Annotated in this window: 18 protein-coding genes; 6 read left to right on the forward strand and 12 right to left on the reverse strand. The window is 40.2% G+C overall.

The annotated features are described in order from the left end of the window. Nucleotides 1-30: 30 nt before the first annotated feature. The 9 genes from atpA to apbC form a co-directional block, all read right to left on the reverse strand. Nucleotides 31-1572 carry a F0F1 ATP synthase subunit alpha gene (gene atpA, locus BCU68_RS01920; RefSeq protein ID WP_102563089.1) on the reverse strand — a complete coding sequence of 514 codons (1542 nt, stop codon included), beginning with the start codon at nt 1570-1572 and terminating at the stop codon, nt 31-33. Nucleotides 1573-1584: 12 nt separating this feature from the next. Next, nucleotides 1585-2133, reverse strand: a complete 549-nt coding sequence (locus BCU68_RS01925) for a F0F1 ATP synthase subunit delta (protein WP_102563090.1) — start codon at nt 2131-2133, stop codon at nt 1585-1587. A 17-nt stretch (nt 2134-2150) separates the two neighbouring features. After that, entirely contained in the window at nt 2151-2621 is a 471-nt protein-coding gene (locus BCU68_RS01930; RefSeq protein WP_102563091.1) for a F0F1 ATP synthase subunit B, read from the reverse strand. Nucleotides 2622-2672: 51 nt separating this feature from the next. Then, entirely contained in the window at nt 2673-2909 is a 237-nt protein-coding gene (gene atpE / locus BCU68_RS01935; RefSeq protein WP_004730405.1) for a F0F1 ATP synthase subunit C, read from the reverse strand. Nucleotides 2910-2952: 43 nt separating this feature from the next. Beyond that, nucleotides 2953-3723 (reverse strand): F0F1 ATP synthase subunit A, encoded by a 771-nt coding sequence (gene atpB, locus BCU68_RS01940; RefSeq protein WP_102563092.1) that lies wholly within the window; start codon nt 3721-3723, stop codon nt 2953-2955. 1 nt (nt 3724) lies between these two features. Continuing rightward, nucleotides 3725-4123, reverse strand: a complete 399-nt coding sequence (locus BCU68_RS01945) for a hypothetical protein (RefSeq protein WP_102563093.1) — start codon at nt 4121-4123, stop codon at nt 3725-3727. A 338-nt stretch (nt 4124-4461) separates the two neighbouring features. Next, nucleotides 4462-6549, reverse strand: a complete 2088-nt coding sequence (locus BCU68_RS01950; protein WP_102563094.1) for an AsmA family protein — start codon at nt 6547-6549, stop codon at nt 4462-4464. A gap of 158 nt (nt 6550-6707) precedes the next feature. Beyond that, the gene (gene udk / locus BCU68_RS01955) at nt 6708-7349 is read right to left on the reverse strand and encodes a uridine kinase (RefSeq protein WP_102563095.1); all 642 of its coding nucleotides are present in this window, start codon (nt 7347-7349) and stop codon (nt 6708-6710) included. Between the two features lie 165 nt (nt 7350-7514). Next, nucleotides 7515-8591, reverse strand: coding sequence for an iron-sulfur cluster carrier protein ApbC (gene apbC, locus BCU68_RS01960; protein WP_102563096.1), 1077 nt, complete (start codon nt 8589-8591; stop codon nt 7515-7517). A gap of 160 nt (nt 8592-8751) precedes the next feature. Here apbC and metG point away from each other — a divergent pair, with 160 nt between their 5' ends. Further along, complete coding sequence (gene metG, locus BCU68_RS01965; RefSeq protein WP_102563097.1) at nt 8752-10812, forward strand: methionine--tRNA ligase; 2061 nt, start codon at nt 8752-8754, stop codon at nt 10810-10812. Between the two features lie 75 nt (nt 10813-10887). On the opposite strand, the gene fadR is transcribed toward metG, so the two are convergent. Beyond that, nucleotides 10888-11727: a fatty acid metabolism transcriptional regulator FadR gene (gene fadR / locus BCU68_RS01970; RefSeq protein ID WP_102563098.1), complete on the reverse strand. Its 840-nt coding sequence runs from the start codon at nt 11725-11727 to the stop codon at nt 10888-10890. 605 nt (nt 11728-12332) lie between these two features. On the opposite strand from fadR, the gene nhaB reads away from it, so the two are divergent. Continuing rightward, nucleotides 12333-13925 (forward strand): Na(+)/H(+) antiporter NhaB, encoded by a 1593-nt coding sequence (gene nhaB, locus BCU68_RS01975; RefSeq protein WP_102563099.1) that lies wholly within the window; start codon nt 12333-12335, stop codon nt 13923-13925. A gap of 128 nt (nt 13926-14053) precedes the next feature. Beyond that, complete coding sequence (gene dsbB / locus BCU68_RS01980; protein WP_102563100.1) at nt 14054-14584, forward strand: disulfide bond formation protein DsbB; 531 nt, start codon at nt 14054-14056, stop codon at nt 14582-14584. A gap of 161 nt (nt 14585-14745) precedes the next feature. Here the strand turns inward: dsbB and BCU68_RS01985 are convergent, their stop codons facing one another. Then, nucleotides 14746-15345, reverse strand: coding sequence for an SEC-C metal-binding domain-containing protein (locus tag BCU68_RS01985; protein ID WP_102563101.1), 600 nt, complete (start codon nt 15343-15345; stop codon nt 14746-14748). 162 nt (nt 15346-15507) lie between these two features. Between BCU68_RS01985 and dusC the strand changes: the two genes are divergently transcribed. Then, nucleotides 15508-16455, forward strand: coding sequence for a tRNA dihydrouridine(16) synthase DusC (dusC, locus tag BCU68_RS01990; protein ID WP_102563102.1), 948 nt, complete (start codon nt 15508-15510; stop codon nt 16453-16455). A 133-nt stretch (nt 16456-16588) separates the two neighbouring features. Here the strand turns inward: dusC and yfbV are convergent, their stop codons facing one another. After that, complete coding sequence (gene yfbV / locus BCU68_RS01995) at nt 16589-17041, reverse strand: terminus macrodomain insulation protein YfbV (RefSeq protein WP_102563103.1); 453 nt, start codon at nt 17039-17041, stop codon at nt 16589-16591. Between the two features lie 326 nt (nt 17042-17367). Here yfbV and BCU68_RS02000 point away from each other — a divergent pair, with 326 nt between their 5' ends. After that, nucleotides 17368-18564, forward strand: coding sequence for an acetate kinase (locus BCU68_RS02000; protein ID WP_102563104.1), 1197 nt, complete (start codon nt 17368-17370; stop codon nt 18562-18564). Between the two features lie 135 nt (nt 18565-18699). Next, complete coding sequence (gene pta / locus BCU68_RS02005; protein ID WP_102563105.1) at nt 18700-20865, forward strand: phosphate acetyltransferase; 2166 nt, start codon at nt 18700-18702, stop codon at nt 20863-20865. The last annotated feature ends 149 nt before the right edge of the window (nt 20866-21014 follow it).

Raw genomic sequence — 21014 nt, forward strand, 5'->3', positions numbered from 1 at the left:
GCTCCTATTAATTATCGCTAGGTCACTTAATTACCAAGACTGCAAAGCAACAAAGCCTTCTAACAATGATGTTAATTGCTGTTCAATTTCATCGTTATAGAGACCTGAAGCATTAATAGTATCGAGTAATTGCGGGTTGTTATTACGAGCATAAGCAAGCAATCCAGCTTCAAATTCACTAATACTTGCTAGTGGTACATCCGTTAAATAGCCTTTTTCTGCTGCAAAAATAACCGCGGATTGATCAGCGACACTCATTGGAGCGTATTGCTTTTGTTTCATCAATTCCGTTACTTTTTCACCATGATCTAACTGCTTACGAGTTGCATCGTCCAAATCAGATGAGAATTGTGCAAAAGCAGCTAATTCACGATACTGTGCGAGTGCAGTACGGATACCACCAGAGAGTTTTTTAATTATCTTTGTCTGAGCCGCACCACCAACACGAGAAACAGAAATACCTGGGTCAACCGCAGGACGTAGACCAGCATTAAACAACTGTGTCTGTAGGAATATTTGACCATCAGTAATCGAAATTACATTGGTTGGGACAAAAGCAGAAACATCCCCCGCCTGAGTTTCGATAATAGGTAAAGCTGTTAATGTACCTGTTTTGCCTTTTACCGCGCCTTCAGTCATTCGTTCAACATATTCTTCATTCACTCTTGCTGCACGCTCTAAAAGGCGTGAGTGAAGATAAAATACATCACCAGGGAATGCTTCACGACCTGGCGGGCGTTTTAATAGCAGTGAAATCTGACGATACGCTACCGCTTGCTTAGAAAGATCATCGTAAATAATGAGTGCATTTTCACCTTTATCGCGAAAATACTCACCCATAGTACAACCAGCATATGGTGCTAAATATTGTAGCGCTGCTGATTCCGATGCAGATGCCACGACGATAATAGTGTTATCAAGTACATTATGTTCTTCGAGTTTGCGTACAACGTTAGCGATAGTCGATGCTTTTTGACCAATTGCAACATAAATACATTTAACGTCAGAATTTTTTTGGTTAATGATGGCATCAACAGCCATTGCCGTCTTACCTGTTTGACGATCTCCAATAATCAACTCTCGCTGACCTCGCCCAATTGGAATCATCGTATCAACGGCTTTATAACCTGTTTGAATCGGTTCATCGACAGATTTACGATCGATAACACCAGGCGCTATGACTTCTACAGGCTCAAAGCGCTCGGCAATAACCTCACCCTTGCCATCAATAGGTTGACCTAGTGTATTAACAACACGACCTAGCAAACTTGGTCCAACAGGTACTTCTAGAATGCGACCTGTGCCTTTCACTTTCATACCTTCTGAAAGATCTGCATAAGGACCCATTACCGCAGCACCTACCGAGTGATGTTCTAGGTTCAACGCAAGTGCGTATCGATTGCCAGGTAACTCAATCATTTCACCTTGCATAGCATCTGTTAATCCATTGATAGTAATGATGCCATCGCTAACAGAGACAATAGTACCTTCATTACGAGCTTGAGTTGACACATTAAATGTGGCTATTCTCTCTTTAATTAACGCACTGATTTCATTTGAATTTAATTGCATATTTAATACCTATTACCCTTGCAGGCTAGTGGCTAAGCGTCGAATAGATGTTTTCAAAGAGCCGTCAATAACTAACCCTCCTACTTTTATAATTAATCCACCGACAACGGACGGATCAACTTCACTGTGTAATTCGACACTACGCTCAACTTTGATTTCTAGTGCTTGTTTAATTTTAACAATTTGCTCATCTGTTAATGGCTCAGATGAAGTAACCGTTGCTTCTAAATGTTTTTCAAACTCATTTTTAAGCTCGATAAATCCAGCGGCTATTGCACTAAGTGCTGATAAGCGACCATTTTCAATAATAATGCGGATAAAGTTATGAACGTGTTCATCGATTAATCCATCGCAAATCATGAAAAACATGCTGACAAACTCATCCGAAACTTTACCGCCAGAATTATTCAGATCTTCAATGTGCATCGCAATTGTTGGATCTTGTGCAACAGCAGCAACGGTATTCAGCATCGACTGCCACTCTGTTAGTGCCGCATTTTCGTGAGCAAAATCAAAAGCAGCTTTCGCATAAGGGTGGGCAATGGTTTGTAAATCTGACATGTTGCTACCCTCTTAAGTTAAATCTCACTGATAAATTTATTGACAAGTTCACGGTTAGTTTGAGTATCTAGATTTCGATTAATCAATTTCTCTGCACTTTCTATAACTAAATCAGCCATTTCCGCTTTTAATTCGCGACGAACTCGTTGGCGCTCTGCCTCGATATCCGTTTTTCCTTTCGCAATAATTCGTGCTTTTTCTTGTTCCGCTTCGGTGACGGCCTCATCAATAATTTGCTGACGGCGTTGAGAGCCTTGCTCAAGCATCTTATTCACACTTTCTTTTGCATCACTAATAAGCTGTGCACCATTTTCTTTGGCTAATGCTAATTCTTTCGATGCATTTTCGGTATGACGAAGACCTTGTGCAATTTCCTTTTGACGTTCATCTAACATTGCTGTTAATGGTGGCCAAACATATTTCATGCAAAGCCAAACAAAAATCACAAAGGAAATTGCTTGACCAAACATGCTTGCATTTAAGTTCATACCATCCTCTCTTTAATAACCGACGTTAATTAAACAACCGATTGTGGTGAATTAGGCCACTGCGAAGATAATGTATAAACCAATACCAACACCAATCATCGGTACCGCATCTACAAGACCCATCATAATAAAGAATTGTGTTCGTAACATTGGGGTTAAATCTGGTTGACGAGCAACACCTTCTAAATATTTACCCGCTAAATTACCAATACCTGATGCTGCACCAGCTGCACCTAACCCAATTAATAGCGCACCAGCTACGTAAAGAACGGCACTAACAATATCCATGAATAACTCCAATAAAAAATTAATAAACTATTTTAATTTATAACTAATGACTTTCTTCTGTAGCCATACTTAAATAAACGACGGTAAGAACCATAAATATAAATGCTTGTAAGAACACAATTAAAATATGGAATAATGCCCATGGAACACTTAACGCCCATTGCATCCACCACGGCATGAGTGCGATTAAAATGAAGATCATTTCACCCGCATACATATTTCCAAACAAACGTAACCCTAATGATATTGGTTTAGATATAAGCGTTATTAATTCTAATACCAAGTTAACTGGGTATAGTAATGGGTGACTAAATGGTTGTGTTGTTAGCTCTTTAATAAACCCTTTTATTCCTTTGTGCTTTAACGTATATCCAATCACAAGAATAAACACGCCAATAGCCATAGACATGGCAACATTTACATCAGCCGATGGTAAATCACGGAAGTGAGCAATCCCTAACTCTCTTGCTAAAGAAGGCACTAAGTCTACGGGCAATAAATCAATGGCATTCATAAGAAATACCCAAACAAAAATAGTTAAAGCCAATGGACCAATTAACTTATCTTCCGCTTGAAAAATCTCTTTCACTAGGTTGTTTACAAATTCAAAGGTAATTTCTATAAAACATTGTAACCGACCAGGAACACCACTTGTCCCCTTGGTAACAGCATAACGAAATACACCAATAAAAGTTAAGCCTAATATCCATACCATCAACATAGAGTCTATATTGACTGCCCAAAAACCATCACCTGAAGTTAAGAATGTTAAATGATGCTCAATATATTCATGAGCAGTCTGTACATTTTCCACTTTAGATAGTCCTTAATACTGGTTTATTAATCATTGGTGCAATAAAGTAACCAATAAATGTAATACAGTATGCTTCTATAACAACAGTATTGCTTAACGCCATAAACTTAAATGCTAAAACAAACATTATTACTGTATAAACAAGCTTAATATTTCGACTTAAATGCATTAAGTCTTTCATATTGATATTGGGTTTATACTTTACCTTCCTACTTGCTATATACATTCCAAAAAGGGCTGGGATGATAGCAATAACTACACCAATTAATGAAGATTCAACACTTAAACTATTGTTCATAATAATTTCATACGCAATAGCTAAAACACCAAATAAACATTGACTCATTAACATTGTCTTTGCGGCTAATACAATATCTGTACTAGCATTATCATGCTGCATGTACAAATCCTCTGTATATCTGCTGATTTTAAATTCCATTACTTTTATAAAATACTACTTACTAAATACTATTCTAAAAAAATATGGCTCTTCGCTCTTATCAATCTGAACTGATTAGCGGGTAGAAGTAATATACCCTTACACATAAGGTGACGTACATCACAAATACTGCACTTTATATTTCCATAAATGGAACGGTTACCCTGGCTCATTTCATTTATGAATGTATAGAGACTAAGTTCAAATGCCTTCGTTATAACATTCTATGCTCAACCTATATTTTACATAAAAAAAAGCGCTCACAGAAATCTGTAAGCGCTTGTTTATATTGCAAATATCTAATTAAATAAGCCTTTTAATAAGCTATTAACGGCCTCTTTCGTTTTATCATCTTTAATTTTGTCCGTTAACTTATCAACACCGCGCTGAACTTCTTTTTCTACTTTTTCTTTGAGAACATCATCAAATATCAGTTTAAATTTCGGTTGTGCCCAAGAGCCAGTAATTTGAATTGGAATCGTCACATCTTTCAATTCGCTAATGTCTTGACCTCCCTGCCCCTCTAGCGAGCCGACAATTGAAGTACTGACTAAGAAATCCGTCGTTTCTTGTAAGTAGTTAGCTGTGCCTTCTCCAGTGACACGTAGCAATGGAGATTGGGCATGAAGATTATTGGTCGTCATTTCACCATTCGCTAATACGAAAGTTCCTGTCATAGCACTAAAATCTGTTTTCTGAACGCCTTCATTACCGTCCAAACTCTGCCCTTTAATCTTGGCATAATTCTCACGAATCATTTGGGCAATATTAATCCCATTAACCGCTCCATCAGCAAAGTTAATAGCTATCGTTCCTGTTAGGTTTTTCTTCATATTTGTTGGGGCTAAATACTGACCTTTGATATCGATATCGATATTGCCCGTACCTTCAAGCTTATCGTTATCCGCAACATCTGCTAGCAATGGTTGTACTTTTACCGCTTTGATTTGATTTTTAAATTGGTAGGTCGTGACTGCTTGTCTAGCATCTAGGCGCGCTGTTGCTGCGATTGAACCTTGATATAACTGAGCGCTCAATGATGAAAGATCGACAACACCTCGGTTGACTGAAAAATCTGCTGCGACATTTTGTAAATGAGCCCCTCCGGCTTTAAAGGCATCAATGTTTATTATGCCCTTTACATCAAGAGATTTTAACGCACTGAGATCTGGTTCAATTTCTGCTGCATCAGCAGGCTGAGACCCACTCTTAGATGAAGTATCCGTTCCTTCAGTCTGTGTATCCAAACCTAAAAATTCATCAAGATCGATATTAGCACTATGTAAAGCAAAGCGAACCTTTGGGATCGCGGCCAAGGTAACGTTAGCATTACCATCAAGTTGAATAGCATTTAAAGCCAGTGTTTTTAAGTTGAAATCTAAATAGCTTTTAGCCAAATCAAAGGTTAACGCTGAGTTCATATTAACGTTAAGTGGCGACTGCGGTAAACCCTCACCAATAAGTGTTGAGTCTAATTGCATATTAGTTACGTCAACAAAATTCATTGCTTGATCTATGCTGACACTTAAGTTCCCTTTAGCTTCCATTGCTAAATCAGAAAAATCACCTTTGATAGCAAAGTTAACCATACTAGGGCTCGCTAGTTGAAATTGATCAAGCTGGATAGAAGCAGATTCAATACGATTAATACCATCATCGAATGTCACATCCATCTCCAACTCTTTTATCATCGACTCTAAGACATTCTTGGCGAGTTTGAATTGCGTTTTTCCATGAGCAGAAAACTGTTGCTGATTATTTTCACCTTTCAACTGAAAACCCAATTGAGTCCACTCGTCAAATGAAAACTCAGATAGGGTTAGCCCTACATCGTATAACTTGCTGTAGGTTTTCGTTTGATGATTTTGAATTTCAAGTAAAGCGTTAGAAATAGTGACACCTTGCAGCACAATATCCCACGCTTGCTCTGCTGGTGTAGAAGCTTCATCAACCACAGGATCATTAGCCGTGCTTTGCTCTTGTTCCACTGGTGATTTCTGAGTTAACTCATCGAGATTTGTGCGACCATCGGCAAGTGTTTCAAGGCGTATTTGAGCACCATCTAGTACCACATTGCCTATGTTCAGTTTTTGACTCAATAATGGCATCACAGAGACTTCAATGCCTACTTTGCTAACATCGAGTAATGTGGATTGAGAGAAACCTGGGGGGTTTTTAAGTGATGTCTCTCCCATCTCAAAACCAATAGTTGGAAAAAACGTCCAGCTAATATCACCTTCAATAGCAATATCTAGACCTGCTTTTTGCTTGGCTTGTTCTGTAATGAGAGGTTTAAATTGGTTAGGGTCAACAACGACAATCAGTGTAATAATTGCAGCAATAATAATGGCAAATATTACACTAATGAATAACAGGAGTTTCTTCATGTACTTCTTCCTTGCAACAAACTAGACAAAAGAAACTGGTGCTTTTATAAGCACCAGTTATTCTTTATAAAATAGAATCTTACAAGGAGTTTAGTCGCCACAAATTAGAGTTGCAACAACACTCACGTTAATTCGAACAAATACGTGAGAGAAGCAAACTACGACTTAAGCAGTTTCGCGATATGTGCCTTTAGTACATCAATAGCAATTCGGTTCTTACCACCTCGTGGTACGATGATATCGGCATGCTGTTTAGACGGTTCAATAAACTGTAAAAACATTGGGCGAACTGTTTTTTGGTATTGTTTAAGAACCGAGTCCATCGTACGTCCGCGCTCTTCTACATCACGTTTCACACGACGAAGTAAACAGATGTCTAATGGTGTATCCATAAAAACAGATGCATGCATTAGATTGCGTAAACGAGGGTCTGTCAAAAGTAAAATACCTTCCAGAATAATTACTTTCTTTGGAGTCAGAGGCGTTGTGTTTGATGTACGTGTATGTTCTGTATAGCTATACTCTGGAACTTCAACTGCTTCACCTTGGATTAGTTTTTCCAAGTGTTCGCACAGTAAGTCGTGATCAAGTGCATTAGGGTGATCGTAGTTAGTTTTAACTCGTTCTTCCATGCTAAGGTGACTTTGATCACTGTAATAGCAATCTTCCGTGATAACACCAATTTGATGGTCGCCAACTTTCTCTCTTATTTCGTTATAGATGGTGCTAGCGATCAAGCTTTTTCCTGAAGCGGAAGCGCCCGCGATACCTACGATGACGCATTGATTATTATCAGACATTGTTGTGCACTCAATTCTGTATGTTGGGGAATAATAAAACCCCGTGATTATAGGGAGTTCATAACATAGATACTAGTAAGAAACTGCGCTATCTGTAGCTATTTATGAATATAAGTGATGAAAAACCCATAGAATGAATAATTCAAGCGACAGTTTAGTGACTACTTATTCAACCATGCTAATATTAATCGCTTCTGGCTTCTCTTCACCCTGCCAATATAGTTGACAGGCGACACGGTCAGCTAATTGACGATAAAGGAGACTATGCTCACTGTCAGGACGAGCAATCACTGTCGGTTTACCCTGATCAATATCTTCTCTTAATGAAATATGCAGTGGAATTTGAGCAAGTACATTCAATTGCATTTCACTGGCCATCTGAACAGCACCACCCGATCCAAATATAGCTTCTTTATGACCACATTGACTGCATATATGGTAGCTCATATTCTCGACAACCCCAACGACAGGAACCTCAACTTTATCAAACATCGCCACCCCTTTTTGCGCATCGGCAAGAGCAAGATCTTGTGGGGTTGTTACTACTAATGCCCCTGTTACGGGGATCTGCTGAGATATAGTAATTTGAATATCGCCCGTACCTGGAGGCATATCAATAACCAGATAATCCAATTCTGGCCATTGTGTTTCATTAAGCAGTTGTGCAAGTGCTTTTGATGCCATTGGTCCACGCCAAATCGCCGCATCACCTTTATCAACAAGATAACCAATTGAATGCGTGTAAATACCATGCGCGTCAATAGGTTGCATCCATTTGTCATCTTTCACCGCTGGTTTAGCATCTAGCTTACCGATCATCATAGGCACTGAAGGCCCATAAATATCGGCATCTAATAACCCCACACTTGCCCCGTTACTGGCTAATGCTAGTGCCAAGTTAACGGATGTTGTTGATTTACCGACTCCACCTTTCGCTGATGACACTGCAATGATATTTTTTACATTTTTAACGTTTGCGGCAACATGAGTTTGTAACGCTCTGACCTTAGTTTTTACTTGGTATTTAAATGTCGCAACGTGCTGCTCTTGCTGCTGAGTAGAAATCCATTGATTTAATAATGACTCTAAATCACTCGCAGCAAAGGGAAGGGTTATCTCAAAAATACCACTGGCTAAAACAGTGACAATGCTAGGTTGTAGTGCCCATTCATTAATTAAAAGAGGATGTTGAAATTCATTCAACCACTGACAAAATTGCTGCTTATCTGAAAATTGACGCATACTAACTCCTTTTTCACCCATGCTATCACTCGCTTACTTTATAAAGAACCCTTAAAAAACTATGGGATTACTCCTTCTGATAACTTGGAGTCAAGCCATGCATAAGGTAGTATTGATTCCTAATTTATTTATCCTCATCTAGTAAAGCGAAATATTAAGTATGGCGACTGATCCAAGAAAAATGCTGGTAACTTGTGCCCTTCCGTATGCTAACGGTTCAATTCACCTTGGTCATATGCTCGAGCATATCCAAGCTGATATTTGGGTTCGCTACCAACGCTTACGTGGTAACACGGTAAACTTCATCTGTGCTGACGATGCTCACGGCACGCCGATTATGCTTAAAGCTCAGCAGATGGGTATCACACCTGAAGAGATGATTGCTGCTGTTAGCGAAGAGCACCAAAAAGATTTTGCTGGCTTTGATATCAGCTTCGATAACTACCATAGCACACACAGTGATGAGAACCGTGAATTGGCTTCTCATATCTACCTTGAACTTAAAAAGAACGGTTTCATCTCAAGCCGTACTATTTCTCAGCTTTTCGATCCTGAGAAAGAAATGTTCCTACCCGATCGCTTTGTAAAAGGGACTTGCCCTAAGTGTAAGTCAGAAGATCAGTATGGCGATAACTGCGATAACTGCGGTGAGACATACAGCCCAACCGAGCTAATTAACCCTAAATCGGCGGTTTCTGGCGCAACTCCAGTAATGAAAGACTCAGAGCACTTCTTTTTCGATCTGCCTCAGTTTGAAAGCATGCTTAAAGAGTGGACTCGTTCTGGTTCTCTACAAAATGAAACTGCAAACAAAATGCAGGAATGGTTCGAGTCGGGTCTGCAACAATGGGATATCTCACGTGATGCGCCTTACTTCGGCTTCGAAATCCCAGGCGAAAAAAATAAGTTCTTCTACGTATGGCTAGATGCTCCTGTTGGCTACATGGCGTCTTTCAAGAATCTATGTGATAAACGTGATGATCTTGATTTTGATGAGTACTGGAAGCAAGATAGTACAACTGAACTTTACCACTTCATTGGTAAAGACATTGTTTACTTCCACTCTCTTTTCTGGCCTGCAATGCTTGATGGCGCTGGTTTCCGTAAGCCAAACAACATATTCGTCCACGGTTATGTAACGGTTAACGGTGCTAAGATGTCTAAGTCGAAAGGCACATTCATCAAAGCAGGTACTTACCTAAATCACTTAGATCCAGAATGCTTACGCTACTACTACGCAGCAAAATTAAACAGCCGTATTGACGATCTTGATTTGAACCTTGAAGACTTCACTCAACGTGTTAATGCTGATGTTGTAAACAAGATTGTAAACCTTGCTTCTCGTAACGCAGGTTTCATTACTAAGCGCTTCGAAGGGAAACTTTCAGCTGAGTTTGCAGAACCTGAGCTTTACAATGAATTTGTTGCTGCTGCTGAGCGTATTGGCGAGCTATACGAAACTCGTGAATTTAGTCGTGCTATTCGTGAAATTACTGCTCTTGCTGACAAAGCAAACCAGTACATCGATGAAAAAGCACCTTGGGTTCTAGCAAAAGAAGAAGGCAAAGAGAAAGAGCTACAAGAAGTCTCTTCTGTTGGTATCAACTTATTCCGTGTATTAATGGCTTACTTAAAGCCTGTAATGCCAGAGCTTGCCGCACGTACTGAAGCTTTCTTAAATGAAGAACTAACATGGGAAAGTATTGCAACGCCACTAACTGACCATGAAATTACTAAGTTCAAAGCGCTATTTAGCCGTATTGACCCTAAGAAAGTGGAAGCAATGATCGAGTCTTCTAAAGAAGATGCTGCAGCAGAAGCCGCTGCAAAAGAAAAAGCAGAAGCAGAAAAAGAGCAAGCAAGCCAAACAGAGCTAGACAAAGAGCCTATTGCTGATGAAATTGAGTTTGACGCGTTTGCAGCAGTTGATATGCGTATTGCTCGCATCATCTCTTGTGAAGAAGTGCCAAAAGCAAATAAGCTACTTAAGTTCCAACTGGATATCGGTGGTGAAACACGCCAAGTATTCTCTGGTATCAAATCAGCATACAAACCTGAAGAGCTAGAAGGCAAGCTAACCGTTATGGTGGCAAACCTAAAACCTCGTAAAATGAAGTTTGGCATGTCTGAAGGCATGATCTTAGCGGCTGGTCCTGGCGGTAGTGATCTTTGGATCTTAGAGCCACATGAAGGCGCACAGCCAGGTATGCGTGTTATGTAATTCAGCTTTCTGAATTTAGCTGTACACTAAAACAAAAAAGCCTCTAAGAGGCTTTTTTTATATCCGACGTTCTAATTAACTGTCATCTTCAGTGAAGTTTGTTGGTAATGTTTTTTTCATTTCATTCCAAATCTGCGCCCCATCAACCCCGTATTGGTAAATCAGTGTTGGTAAAGCTTCACGATTGCCATTTTGACAAATTAGTAATAAGTCACGATAAAATTTTAATGATAATTCACGTGCCTCAGGACTTGAGTAATAATAACTACCTACACGGTCATAAAGCTTTTTAACACCGTTAAAAATTAAGCCGTAGATATTATTACCAGAATAGAAGGCTAAACGTTGGAAAAGCATATAATCGTAAAAGTTAAAGGTCTTAGAGGTGAGAATCACTTGTCGTTTTAGTTCATCTTTCTCGTTATCATCTTTAATTGTCTGTTTGATCTTATCGCCATAAGGTGATGAGTCGACAAACTGCTCCCATGATTCAGCGGCAAGTAATTGCTCACAAGATACAATAACGTTTTCGATTATTCTTTCAGAGTCTTCTTTATTAATTTTGAAAGCATAACGCATGAATATTGGACTGATACTAGTACGAGCCGCTAATAAATCCTCCACGATACTGGTCGCATTATCAGCATCTAACGTCATTAATGTATCTAAGATATGTAACCCTGAGGTTTCCATAAATTGATTTACTTTCGTTGGTTTACCATGTTGAATCGTCAACCAACCATCACGCGCTAAACGTTGTAACACTTCTCGTAACGTTGTTCGTGTCACACCAATCAGTTCTGATAACTCTCGCTCCGCAGGTAAGATAGACCCTGGTGCAAAACGACCATTCCAGATACTTTCAATAATATACTTCTCTGCAAATCCTGCAGGGCTTTTTGCCTTAATAACCATTTACAGTGTTATCCGCTTTAATAAATTGGAATGATATAACTCATCATACCACCAGTTGGTGGTTAGCGGAAAGCAAACACCACCAAATGGCACATATAGCCAACAATAGAGCAATAACTCTAAAACTTTTTTTAAACAACTTTATTGTTGGATTTATCAGTATCTGTTGGTAATTTTATGTGTTAGATCATAACTAACTGTAAATAAACGTTTGTTAGATCACATTTTTTAACACTAAAAATGCAATTTTAAGTTGAATCAATCATTAAGAAACTTGTAGTAGTATTAGATTTTGTTTCATTTCTTTACATAAAGCTCTTTATACATAGAAAGCTTTTAAGTTCATTTATGCTTATTTAGAGTTAAATCATGCGATAAATACGACATGGTCATCATTTGCTGTTGACTAAATGTTAACAACTAGTAAAGTTCTGACTATGCTTGAGCTGTATCTAATCATTAACTAATGAGTCACTTAGTAAGTGGTGGTGACTGCTTTTCACCGACTAAGTCGTAAGTCATAGCCTGTGGATGGCTTATTATCATTCACTTTATTTAGACCATGCTTTGTTATCTATTCACCATTAATAAAAGAGTTTATAAACATGCCGATGTCTCTTGGAAATGCTTTTATCAAAAACTTTTTAGGTAAAGCGCCCGATTGGTATAAAGTTGCAATTATTGCCTTTCTTATCATAAATCCACTCATCTTTTTCTTTGTTGATCCTTTTGCCGCTGGTTGGTTACTTGTCGTTGAATTTATTTTTACTCTTGCTATGGCGCTAAAGTGCTACCCATTACAACCTGGAGGCTTATTAGCAATTGAAGCGATTGCCATTGGCATGACCAGTGCTGAACAAGTTAAACATGAGTTGGTTGCTAATATCGAAGTTTTGCTATTGCTTATATTCATGGTCGCTGGTATTTACTTCATGAAACAGCTGTTGCTGTTCATTTTTACTAAGATCTTACTGGGCATACGCTCCAAAGCTATGCTCTCTGTTGCTTTCTGTTTTACCGCTGCATTTCTATCTGCTTTTTTAGATGCATTAACTGTTATCGCTGTGGTTATCAGTGTGGCTGTCGGCTTCTACGCGATTTATCATAAAGTGGCTTCAGGGACAGTCGCTACTAGCATCCACGATCATACAACTGATGACTGCATTTCAGAGCTAACTCGTGATGACCTTGAGAATTATCGTGCCTTTTTACGTTCACTGCTCATGCATGCTGGTGTTGGTACTGCTCTTGGTGGTGTAATGACAATGGTCGGCGAACCACAAAACCTGATCATTGCAGATCAGGCCGGCTGGTTATTTGGTGAATTCCTCATTCGAATGGCACCAATCACTGTTCCTGTTTTTGTCTGCGGATTACTGACTACCGTTTTGGTGGAAAAATTAAAAATCTTTGGATATGGTGCTGAGCTACCAGAAAATGTGCGTCATATTTTAGTCGATTTTGACAATAAACAACGCGAGAACCGTACCAAGCAAGATATAGCAAAGCTTTACATTCAAGGTGCTATCGCAGTATGGCTTATTGTTGGTCTCGCTCTCCATTTAGCCGCTGTTGGTCTGATCGGATTATCCGTTATTATTTTAGCCACTGCATTTACCGGAATCATCGAAGAGCACTCCCTTGGTAAAGCTTTTGAAGAAGCGCTGCCATTCACAGCTCTACTTACGGTCTTCTTTTCTATCGTTGCCGTCATCATCGATCAAGAACTCTTCAAGCCAATCATTGATGCTGTGCTTGCTGTAGAAGATAAAAATGATCAACTTGCCCTGTTCTATATGGCCAATGGTTTGTTATCTATGGTGTCTGATAATGTCTTTGTTGGTACGGTCTATATTACTGAGGTAAAAACGGCACTATTAGAAGGAATAATCAGTCGTGAACAGTTTGACCTGTTAGCCGTTGCAATAAACACGGGAACGAACTTGCCATCGGTTGCAACGCCAAATGGCCAAGCTGCTTTCTTGTTTTTATTAACATCGACACTGGCTCCGCTAATCCGTTTATCCTACGGTCGTATGGTCATTATGGCCTTCCCATATACAGTGGTACTCGCCCTAGTGGGTTTATTTGGTATCGAATTTTTACTCGAACCCGTGACTCACTTATTCTATGACTGGGGATGGTTAACTCTCCATTCCGTTGATCCTTTATCCGCAGTTCTACCCATTGGACATTAATTTTTTATTTTTCAGGGAACAATTACTCATAAAAAGGTTCTGATTAGTCAGAACTTTTTTATGGCTTTCTATATACTTGAGCTTTATTAATTACCTTCGTGACTCTATTTAGGAATAAAGGATTATTTGTGACAGTGCTTCGTATCATCAACGCTTTTTCTCGTAGCCGTTTAGCTTGGTTACTACTTTTCATCTGCATAATGGCATTTGAGGCATGCGCCCTATTTTTTCAACATGTCATGATGCTGCCACCTTGTGTGATGTGTATTTATGAACGTGTCGCAATGCTAGGTATTAGCGCAGCTGCTTTAGTGGGTATGATTGCACCGAATAATGCTTTTATACGTTGGATTGGATTAGCTGGCTGGGGATTAAGTAGCTATAAAGGGCTGCTACTGGCGCAGCAACATGTGGATTTTCAGTTTAACCCTTCACCTTTTGCCACTTGCGATCTTTTTGTTACTTTTCCTAACTGGGCACCGCTCAATCAGTGGGTACCTTGGATGTTTGAGGCCTATGGAGACTGCAGCAAAGTGGTATGGCAATTTTTATCACTATCAATGCCGCAATGGTTAGTGATTATTTTTGCTGGCAATTTAGTCGCTTTGGCTATCATCTTAGTTGCTCAGTTTGTAAAACCCGTTAAACAGCACAAATAGGCTTCCATGCCCATTTATGTACTTAACAACCAGCATCTAGTGCTCTTTCTCGTTAAAAATATATAATCTGAACGGTTCATTAATTGGTTGGTATAAATTTTATCCTCTGTATAGATTTATACCAAGCAAAAACCCTATCACCGCTATTGACTGCGATTAGTCTAACTACAACACTGTTTAAACTTTTTACCACTCCCACATGGGCAGGCATCATTACGACCAATATCTTTAAATGGATTAACACTTTGTGCCTTTGCGCCAAGCATTAGCTCATCAGCAGCGAGTGTGACTTCCATGATCATGACATCAAGTTGACCCATAAAATCAGCTAACTGAGGTGGCGTATCGATCCCTGCGCTAATCATCGCTTGCTGAGTGCCCTCTTCGTCGACGGCAAGCATAAAAGTGGTGAGTAGAGCTTGTAGCATACGTAGAGTACCATCACCGACCTGAGCTTCTTGCCAATGCGCCTCTACCATCGACCAAACGACCATAAAGCCTTCCGCGTATACTGCCAAATCGGTGACAGAATCAGCTAATAGGCTATCAAGAGCATATTCGCTGCGCTTAAGTAGGTTGTACTGCTGATTGATACGCTCAACGACGGCAGCGTTAATATTTTCACTTTGCTCACCAACCACTAACGGTAACCAAGTTTCAGGCTCAAGAGGTTTTGTTGCCATATTAGAAGCCAATATCGCGCCTTCAATATATAAAGCGCTTTCCCCCTGCCAATCGGCTGGTAATGTGATTAGTTGCATTATTCTATCTTCTTAGTATCTGAATTGAGTTGGGTAGAATTATAGCGATAGAGTTCAGATCAACAAGCTTTATAGCCTTTACGTTATGATTAAACCTGCTAAGAGTGACATTTTCCTACTCAGCTATTACAATCTCGCCTCTTCTTTTTAGAGCGATGAATTATGCGAGTTATTTTAGGCCCAATGGAGGGCGTTCTTGATCATTTAATGCGAGAAATCCTAACCGAAATTAATGATTATGATCTCTGTGTTACTGAGTTTGTCCGCATTGTCGACCAAGTCCTTCCTGATCATGTTTTTCATCGCCTTTGCCCTGAACTGCTACAAGGTTCTGCTACCCGATCTGGTGTGCCAATCCATATTCAACTTTTAGGGCAAGAACCTAACTGGATGGCAGAAAATGCTATTCGTGCTGCTGAATTAGGTGCGAAAGGGATCGATCTTAACTTTGGTTGCCCAGCTAAAATGGTCAATAAAAGTCGTGGTGGCGCTGCTCTACTCCAGCACCCTGAACTTATCTATCAAGTCATTAAATCCTGCCGTGACGCGGTACCTGACCATATTCCGGTTAGTGCCAAAATCCGCTTAGGCTGGGATAATCCTGATGATTGCTTTGAAATTGTTGATGCTATCGAACAAGCTGGAGCAAATGAGCTAACTGTACATGCGAGAACAAAATCGGCGGGCTATAGAGCAGAAGAAATTAAGTGGCAGTATATTGATAAAATTCGCCAAAGAAGCTCGATTCCTTTAATTGCCAATGGGGAGATTTGGAACTATCAAGATGGACAAGATTGTATCAAAACAACCGGTGTTGATTCGCTGATGGTATGTCGAGGTGCATTTAATGTCCCAAACCTTGGTAATGTTGTTAAACACAACCAAGCCATTATGCCTTGGAAAGAGGTGGTCGATTTATTGATCTACTACTCGCAATTCGAAATGAAAGGTGACAAAGGGCTATATTACCCGAATAGAGTAAAACAATGGTTTGCCTACTTACGCCAGCAATACCCACAAGCTGATGCCTTATTTAGAGAAATTCGTACATTTAAAAAAGCTCAACCGATTGTTGATATCATTCATCAGCATCGAGATACATTAGCTTAAAGACTTCGAGTTTGCTTTTAGCTTTTACTCTGCTCATTTAATTTATGAATGCGTTAGACAAAGTCCACGTTTTACCTTTTCGTACAATGAAAGAGTAAACGTGGATACTATTGTGTTTGTAGGCTGAGGAGACTTAAAACCAACGCTCAAAGGCTGAGCGATCGAGCTGTTTAAAGGCGCGATTTAGAATTCCCGCTAACTCTTTATATCTTGGCTGTGCTTTAGGTGGTTCTAAACGACATCCAGATTCAAGGATTTTCGCATGCAACTCTCGATACCACTCAGCAAGGCTTGGTGGTAAAGGGCTATTTGAGCGATGACCTAACCACCACATACCCTGCAAAGGTAAACTTAATGCAAATAATGCGACAACGACAGCTTGTGGCATAGCCTGACTATTTTGAAAAACCATTTGAGTCAAAACACTGATAGCGGCAATCGCAGGCATAACCTTGATACCGAACTTGGTTGCTTTGATAATACGTTGCTCTGGAAAAAGTGCTGTCAGCTCTTTTCTCATTGGCCAAAGTTCCATATAACTTTGACCATCTTTTAAACTGTGGGCTAATCCGACTTTATTGTTCATATCGTCCTCGCTCTAAAATTAAGTTGAAAAGTTCAACTAAAAACGCAAAAAATTGATTAAAGTTAATATTAATTAAATTTTTTTTGTTATATTTACCCAATATCGCTATCCTTTGCACATCTTAATCTTATTGTTGCTGTTATTTTAACTTTAGGCAACTCTAAGTAAGCTTTTGCAAGGAAAGCACAGGTGTTTTTTTGTAAAAATTCATCTCCACTATACGGAATTTGATATAATTTTGACCAAGGCTTGAATTAAGATTCAATCTTGCAATTAATTTTCACTTTTAACTGATTTTTATCAGTCGAACAAAACAGGTAGCACTCATGTCTAAGCTGGTTTTAGTTTTAAACTGCGGTAGTTCTTCTCTTAAATTTGCTATTGTTGATGCAGTCTCTGGTGACGAGCATTTAACAGGTCTAGCAGAATGTCTTCACCTTCCAGAAGCTCGCATCAAATGGAAACTTGATGGTAAGCACGAAGCACAACTTGGTGATGGCGCAGCACACGAAGAAGCTCTAGCGTTCATGGTTGAGACTATTATTGCTTCAAAACCTGAACTTGCAGCAAACCTTGCAGCAATCGGTCACCGTGTTGTTCACGGTGGTGAGAAATTCACAAAATCAGCTCTAATTACTGATGAAGTACTAAAAGGTATCGAAGACTGTGCAACACTTGCTCCTCTTCATAACCCTGCTCACATCATTGGTATTAAAGCAGCACAGCACAACTTCCCTGAACTGAAAAACGTTGCTGTATTTGATACTGCTTTCCACCAAACAATGCCTGAAGAGTCGTACCTATACGCTCTTCCATACAACCTATACACAGATCACGCGATCCGTCGTTACGGCATGCACGGTACTTCTCACCTATTCATTACTCGTGAATGTGCAAACATTCTTGAGAAGCCAGTTGAAGAACTAAACATCATCAACTGTCACTTAGGTAACGGCGCATCTGTATGTGCTATTAAGAACGGTCAATCTGTTGATACATCTATGGGTCTAACACCTCTAGAAGGTCTAGTAATGGGTACTCGTTGTGGTGATATCGATCCTGCGATCATCTTCCACCTACACGACACTCTTGGTTACTCTGTTGAAAAAATCAACAACATGCTAACTAAAGAGTCTGGCCTACAAGGTCTAACTGAAATCACTTCAGATTGTCGTTTCGTTGAAGACAACTACGGCGAGAAAGCTGAAGCAACTCGTGCGATGGATGTATTCTGTCACCGTCTAGCTAAGTACGTTGCTGGTTACACTGCATCGCTTGAAGGTCGTCTAGACGCTATCGTATTCACTGGTGGTATCGGTGAAAACTCGGCTCCAATCCGTGAAATGGTTCTTAACCGCCTAGCTATCTTCGGCATCGAAGTAGACGGCGCAGCTAACCTTAAAGCACGTTTCGGCGGTGAAGGTACAATCACGACTGCTGACAGCCGTGTTCCTGCAATGGTTATCTCAACTAACGAAGAGCTAGTAATCGCAGAAGATACCGCTGAATTAGCAGGTATCTAATAATGATGTCTGTGTAGCCTCCCCCCTATATTGGTTACATAGGCATATTCTCTAAGGCTCAACTGCAACTCTAATTAAAGAGCATGTCGTTGAGCTTTTTTCGATATAGTTTACATAGTTAAAGGTTTCTTATTTATGTCTCGTACTATTATGCTTATTCCTATCAGTGCTGGTGTTGGTCTAACCAGCGTTAGCATGGGTGTTCTTCGCGCTATGGAGCGTAAAGGCGTTAGTGTTTCTTTCTTCAAACCAATCGCTCAACCTCGTAGCGGTGGTGATCAACCTGATCTAACTTCTACTATCATGGCTGCTACAAGCGACGTTCGTATCGCAGAGCCAACGCCAATGTCAGAAGCGGAAGCGTTAATTGGTAGCGAGAAAATGGATGTATTACTTGAGCAAGTTGTTGCTCGATACAACCAGATCAATACAGAAGCAGAAGTCACTCTAATTGAAGGTTTAGTTCCTACTCGTAAGCACCCATTCGCTAACCAAGTGAATGCGGAAATTGCTAAAACGCTAGGTGCTGAAATCGTATTTGTTGCTACTCCAGGCACGCACAATGCGACTCAACTTAAAGAGCGTATTGAAATTGCTTGTTCTAACTTCGGTGGCACAAAAAACAAAAACATCTCAGGCGTTATTATTAATAAACTTAATGCTCCTGTTGATGAGGCTGGTCGTACTCGTCCAGACCTATCTGAAATCTTTGATGGCTCAGATGGCGCAACTCAAGCGAACATCGAAGTTATGCAAATTTTCAACTCTAGCCCTATCCGTGTCCTAGGTTGTGTGCCTTGGAGTATCGACCTAATTGCAACTCGTGCAATCGATATGGCTAAGCACCTTAATGCAGAAGTTATTAACGAAGGTGATATCAACTCTCGTCGTATTAAGAGCATCACTTTCTGTGCACGTTCTTTACCGCACATGATTGAGCACTTCAAACCAGGTTCTCTACTAGTAACTTCAGCAGACCGTCCAGACGTTATCGTTGCTGCTGCATTAGCGGCAAAAAATGGCGTTGAAATCGGCGCTATTCTACTGACTGGCGGTTACGATATTCCTGAATCAGTGATGGACCTATGTAAGCCAGCATTCGAAAGTGGCCTACCTATCTTCAAAGCAAATGGTAATACTTGGCAAACTTCGCTAAACCTACAAAGCTTTAGCCTAGAAGTTCCTGCCGATGATAAAGAGCGTATTGAATACATCAACGATCACGTTGCTGGTCACATCGATGGTCCATGGATCGACTCTCTATCTGAAGGTACTCAAGGTATCCGTCGTCTAAGCCCACCAGCATTCCGTTACCAGTTAACTGAATTTGCTCGTAAAGCGGCAAAACGCATTGTTCTTCCTGAAGGTGATGAGCCACGTACTGTTAAAGCTGCAGCTATCTGTGCTGAACGCGGTATCGCAACTTGTGTACTTCTAGGTAATCCTGCAGAAATCCGCCGTGTTGCTGAGCAGCAAGGTGTTGAACTTGGCGCTGGCGTTGAGATCATCGATTCTGAAACCGTTCGTGAAAACTACGTTGCTCGTTTAGTTGAGCTACGCGGCGCGAAAGGTATGACGGAAGTAGTTGCTCGTGAGAAGCTAGAAGATTCTGTTTTCCTTGGCACAATGATGCTTGAAGCGGGTGAAGTTGACGGCCTTGTATCTGGTGCGGTTCATACCACAGCAAATACTATCGTTCCTCCATTCCAAATCATCAAGACTGCACCTGATGCATCAATCGTATCTTCAATCTTCTTCATGCTTCTGCCTGATCAAGTACTTGTATACGGTGACTGTGCAATCAACCCAGATCCAACGGCTGAGCAACTGGCTGAAATCGCAATCCAATCTGCAGATTCTGCAGCGGCATTCGGTATCGACCCACGCGTAGCAATGATCTCTTACTCTACGGGTGAATCAGGTAAGGGTGCTGATGTTGATAAAGTACGTGCGGCAACTAAGCTAGCACAAGAAAAACGTCCAGATCTTGTTATCGATGGTCCTCTACAGTACGATGCTGCTATCATGGAAAACGTTGCTGCTTCTAAAGCACCAAACTCTCCAGTAGCAGGTAAAGCAACAGTATTTGTATTCCCAGACCTAAACACTGGTAACACAACATACAAAGCGGTACAGCGCTCTGCAGACCTAGTATCTATCGGTCCAATGCTTCAAGGCATGCGTAAGCCTGTAAATGACTTGTCTCGCGGCGCACTAGTAGACGATATCGTTTACACAGTTGCACTAACAGCAATTCAAGCTGACCAAGCAGCTCAAGCTGAAGAAAAAATCATCAACTAATTCATTCCTGACTATCAGGTATACGAATAAGTGATAAAAATAAAAACCCCTGATTCATATCCTGAATCGGGGGTTATTTTTTATCCCGTTTAGTCTCAATCGTAAAAAATAGCTGGCTACCCTAGTTTGTTAAAACTCTCGATAACAGC

Origin of the sequence: Vibrio sp. 10N.286.49.B3, from assembly GCF_002873395.1 — a bacterium.
GTDB lineage: Bacteria > Pseudomonadota > Gammaproteobacteria > Enterobacterales > Vibrionaceae > Vibrio.

Coding starts and splice junctions, on each gene's coding strand:
- atpA (WP_102563089.1), bottom strand. CDS start 1,572: ATGCAATTAAATTCAAATGAAATCAGTGCGTTAATTAAAGAGAGAATA.
- BCU68_RS01925 (WP_102563090.1), bottom strand. CDS start 2,133: ATGTCAGATTTACAAACCATTGCCCACCCTTATGCGAAAGCTGCTTTT.
- BCU68_RS01930 (WP_102563091.1), bottom strand. CDS start 2,621: ATGAACTTAAATGCAAGCATGTTTGGTCAAGCAATTTCCTTTGTGATT.
- atpE (WP_004730405.1), bottom strand. CDS start 2,909: ATGGATATTGTTAGTGCCGTTCTTTACGTAGCTGGTGCGCTATTAATT.
- BCU68_RS01945 (WP_102563093.1), bottom strand. CDS start 4,123: ATGCAGCATGATAATGCTAGTACAGATATTGTATTAGCCGCAAAGACA.
- BCU68_RS01950 (WP_102563094.1), bottom strand. CDS start 6,549: ATGAAGAAACTCCTGTTATTCATTAGTGTAATATTTGCCATTATTATT.
- udk (WP_102563095.1), bottom strand. CDS start 7,349: ATGTCTGATAATAATCAATGCGTCATCGTAGGTATCGCGGGCGCTTCC.
- apbC (WP_102563096.1), bottom strand. CDS start 8,591: ATGCGTCAATTTTCAGATAAGCAGCAATTTTGTCAGTGGTTGAATGAA.
- metG (WP_102563097.1), top strand. CDS start 8,752: ATGGCGACTGATCCAAGAAAAATGCTGGTAACTTGTGCCCTTCCGTAT.
- fadR (WP_102563098.1), bottom strand. CDS start 11,727: ATGGTTATTAAGGCAAAAAGCCCTGCAGGATTTGCAGAGAAGTATATT.
- nhaB (WP_102563099.1), top strand. CDS start 12,333: ATGCCGATGTCTCTTGGAAATGCTTTTATCAAAAACTTTTTAGGTAAA.
- BCU68_RS01985 (WP_102563101.1), bottom strand. CDS start 15,345: ATGCAACTAATCACATTACCAGCCGATTGGCAGGGGGAAAGCGCTTTA.
- dusC (WP_102563102.1), top strand. CDS start 15,508: ATGCGAGTTATTTTAGGCCCAATGGAGGGCGTTCTTGATCATTTAATG.
- yfbV (WP_102563103.1), bottom strand. CDS start 17,041: ATGAACAATAAAGTCGGATTAGCCCACAGTTTAAAAGATGGTCAAAGT.
- BCU68_RS02000 (WP_102563104.1), top strand. CDS start 17,368: ATGTCTAAGCTGGTTTTAGTTTTAAACTGCGGTAGTTCTTCTCTTAAA.
- pta (WP_102563105.1), top strand. CDS start 18,700: ATGTCTCGTACTATTATGCTTATTCCTATCAGTGCTGGTGTTGGTCTA.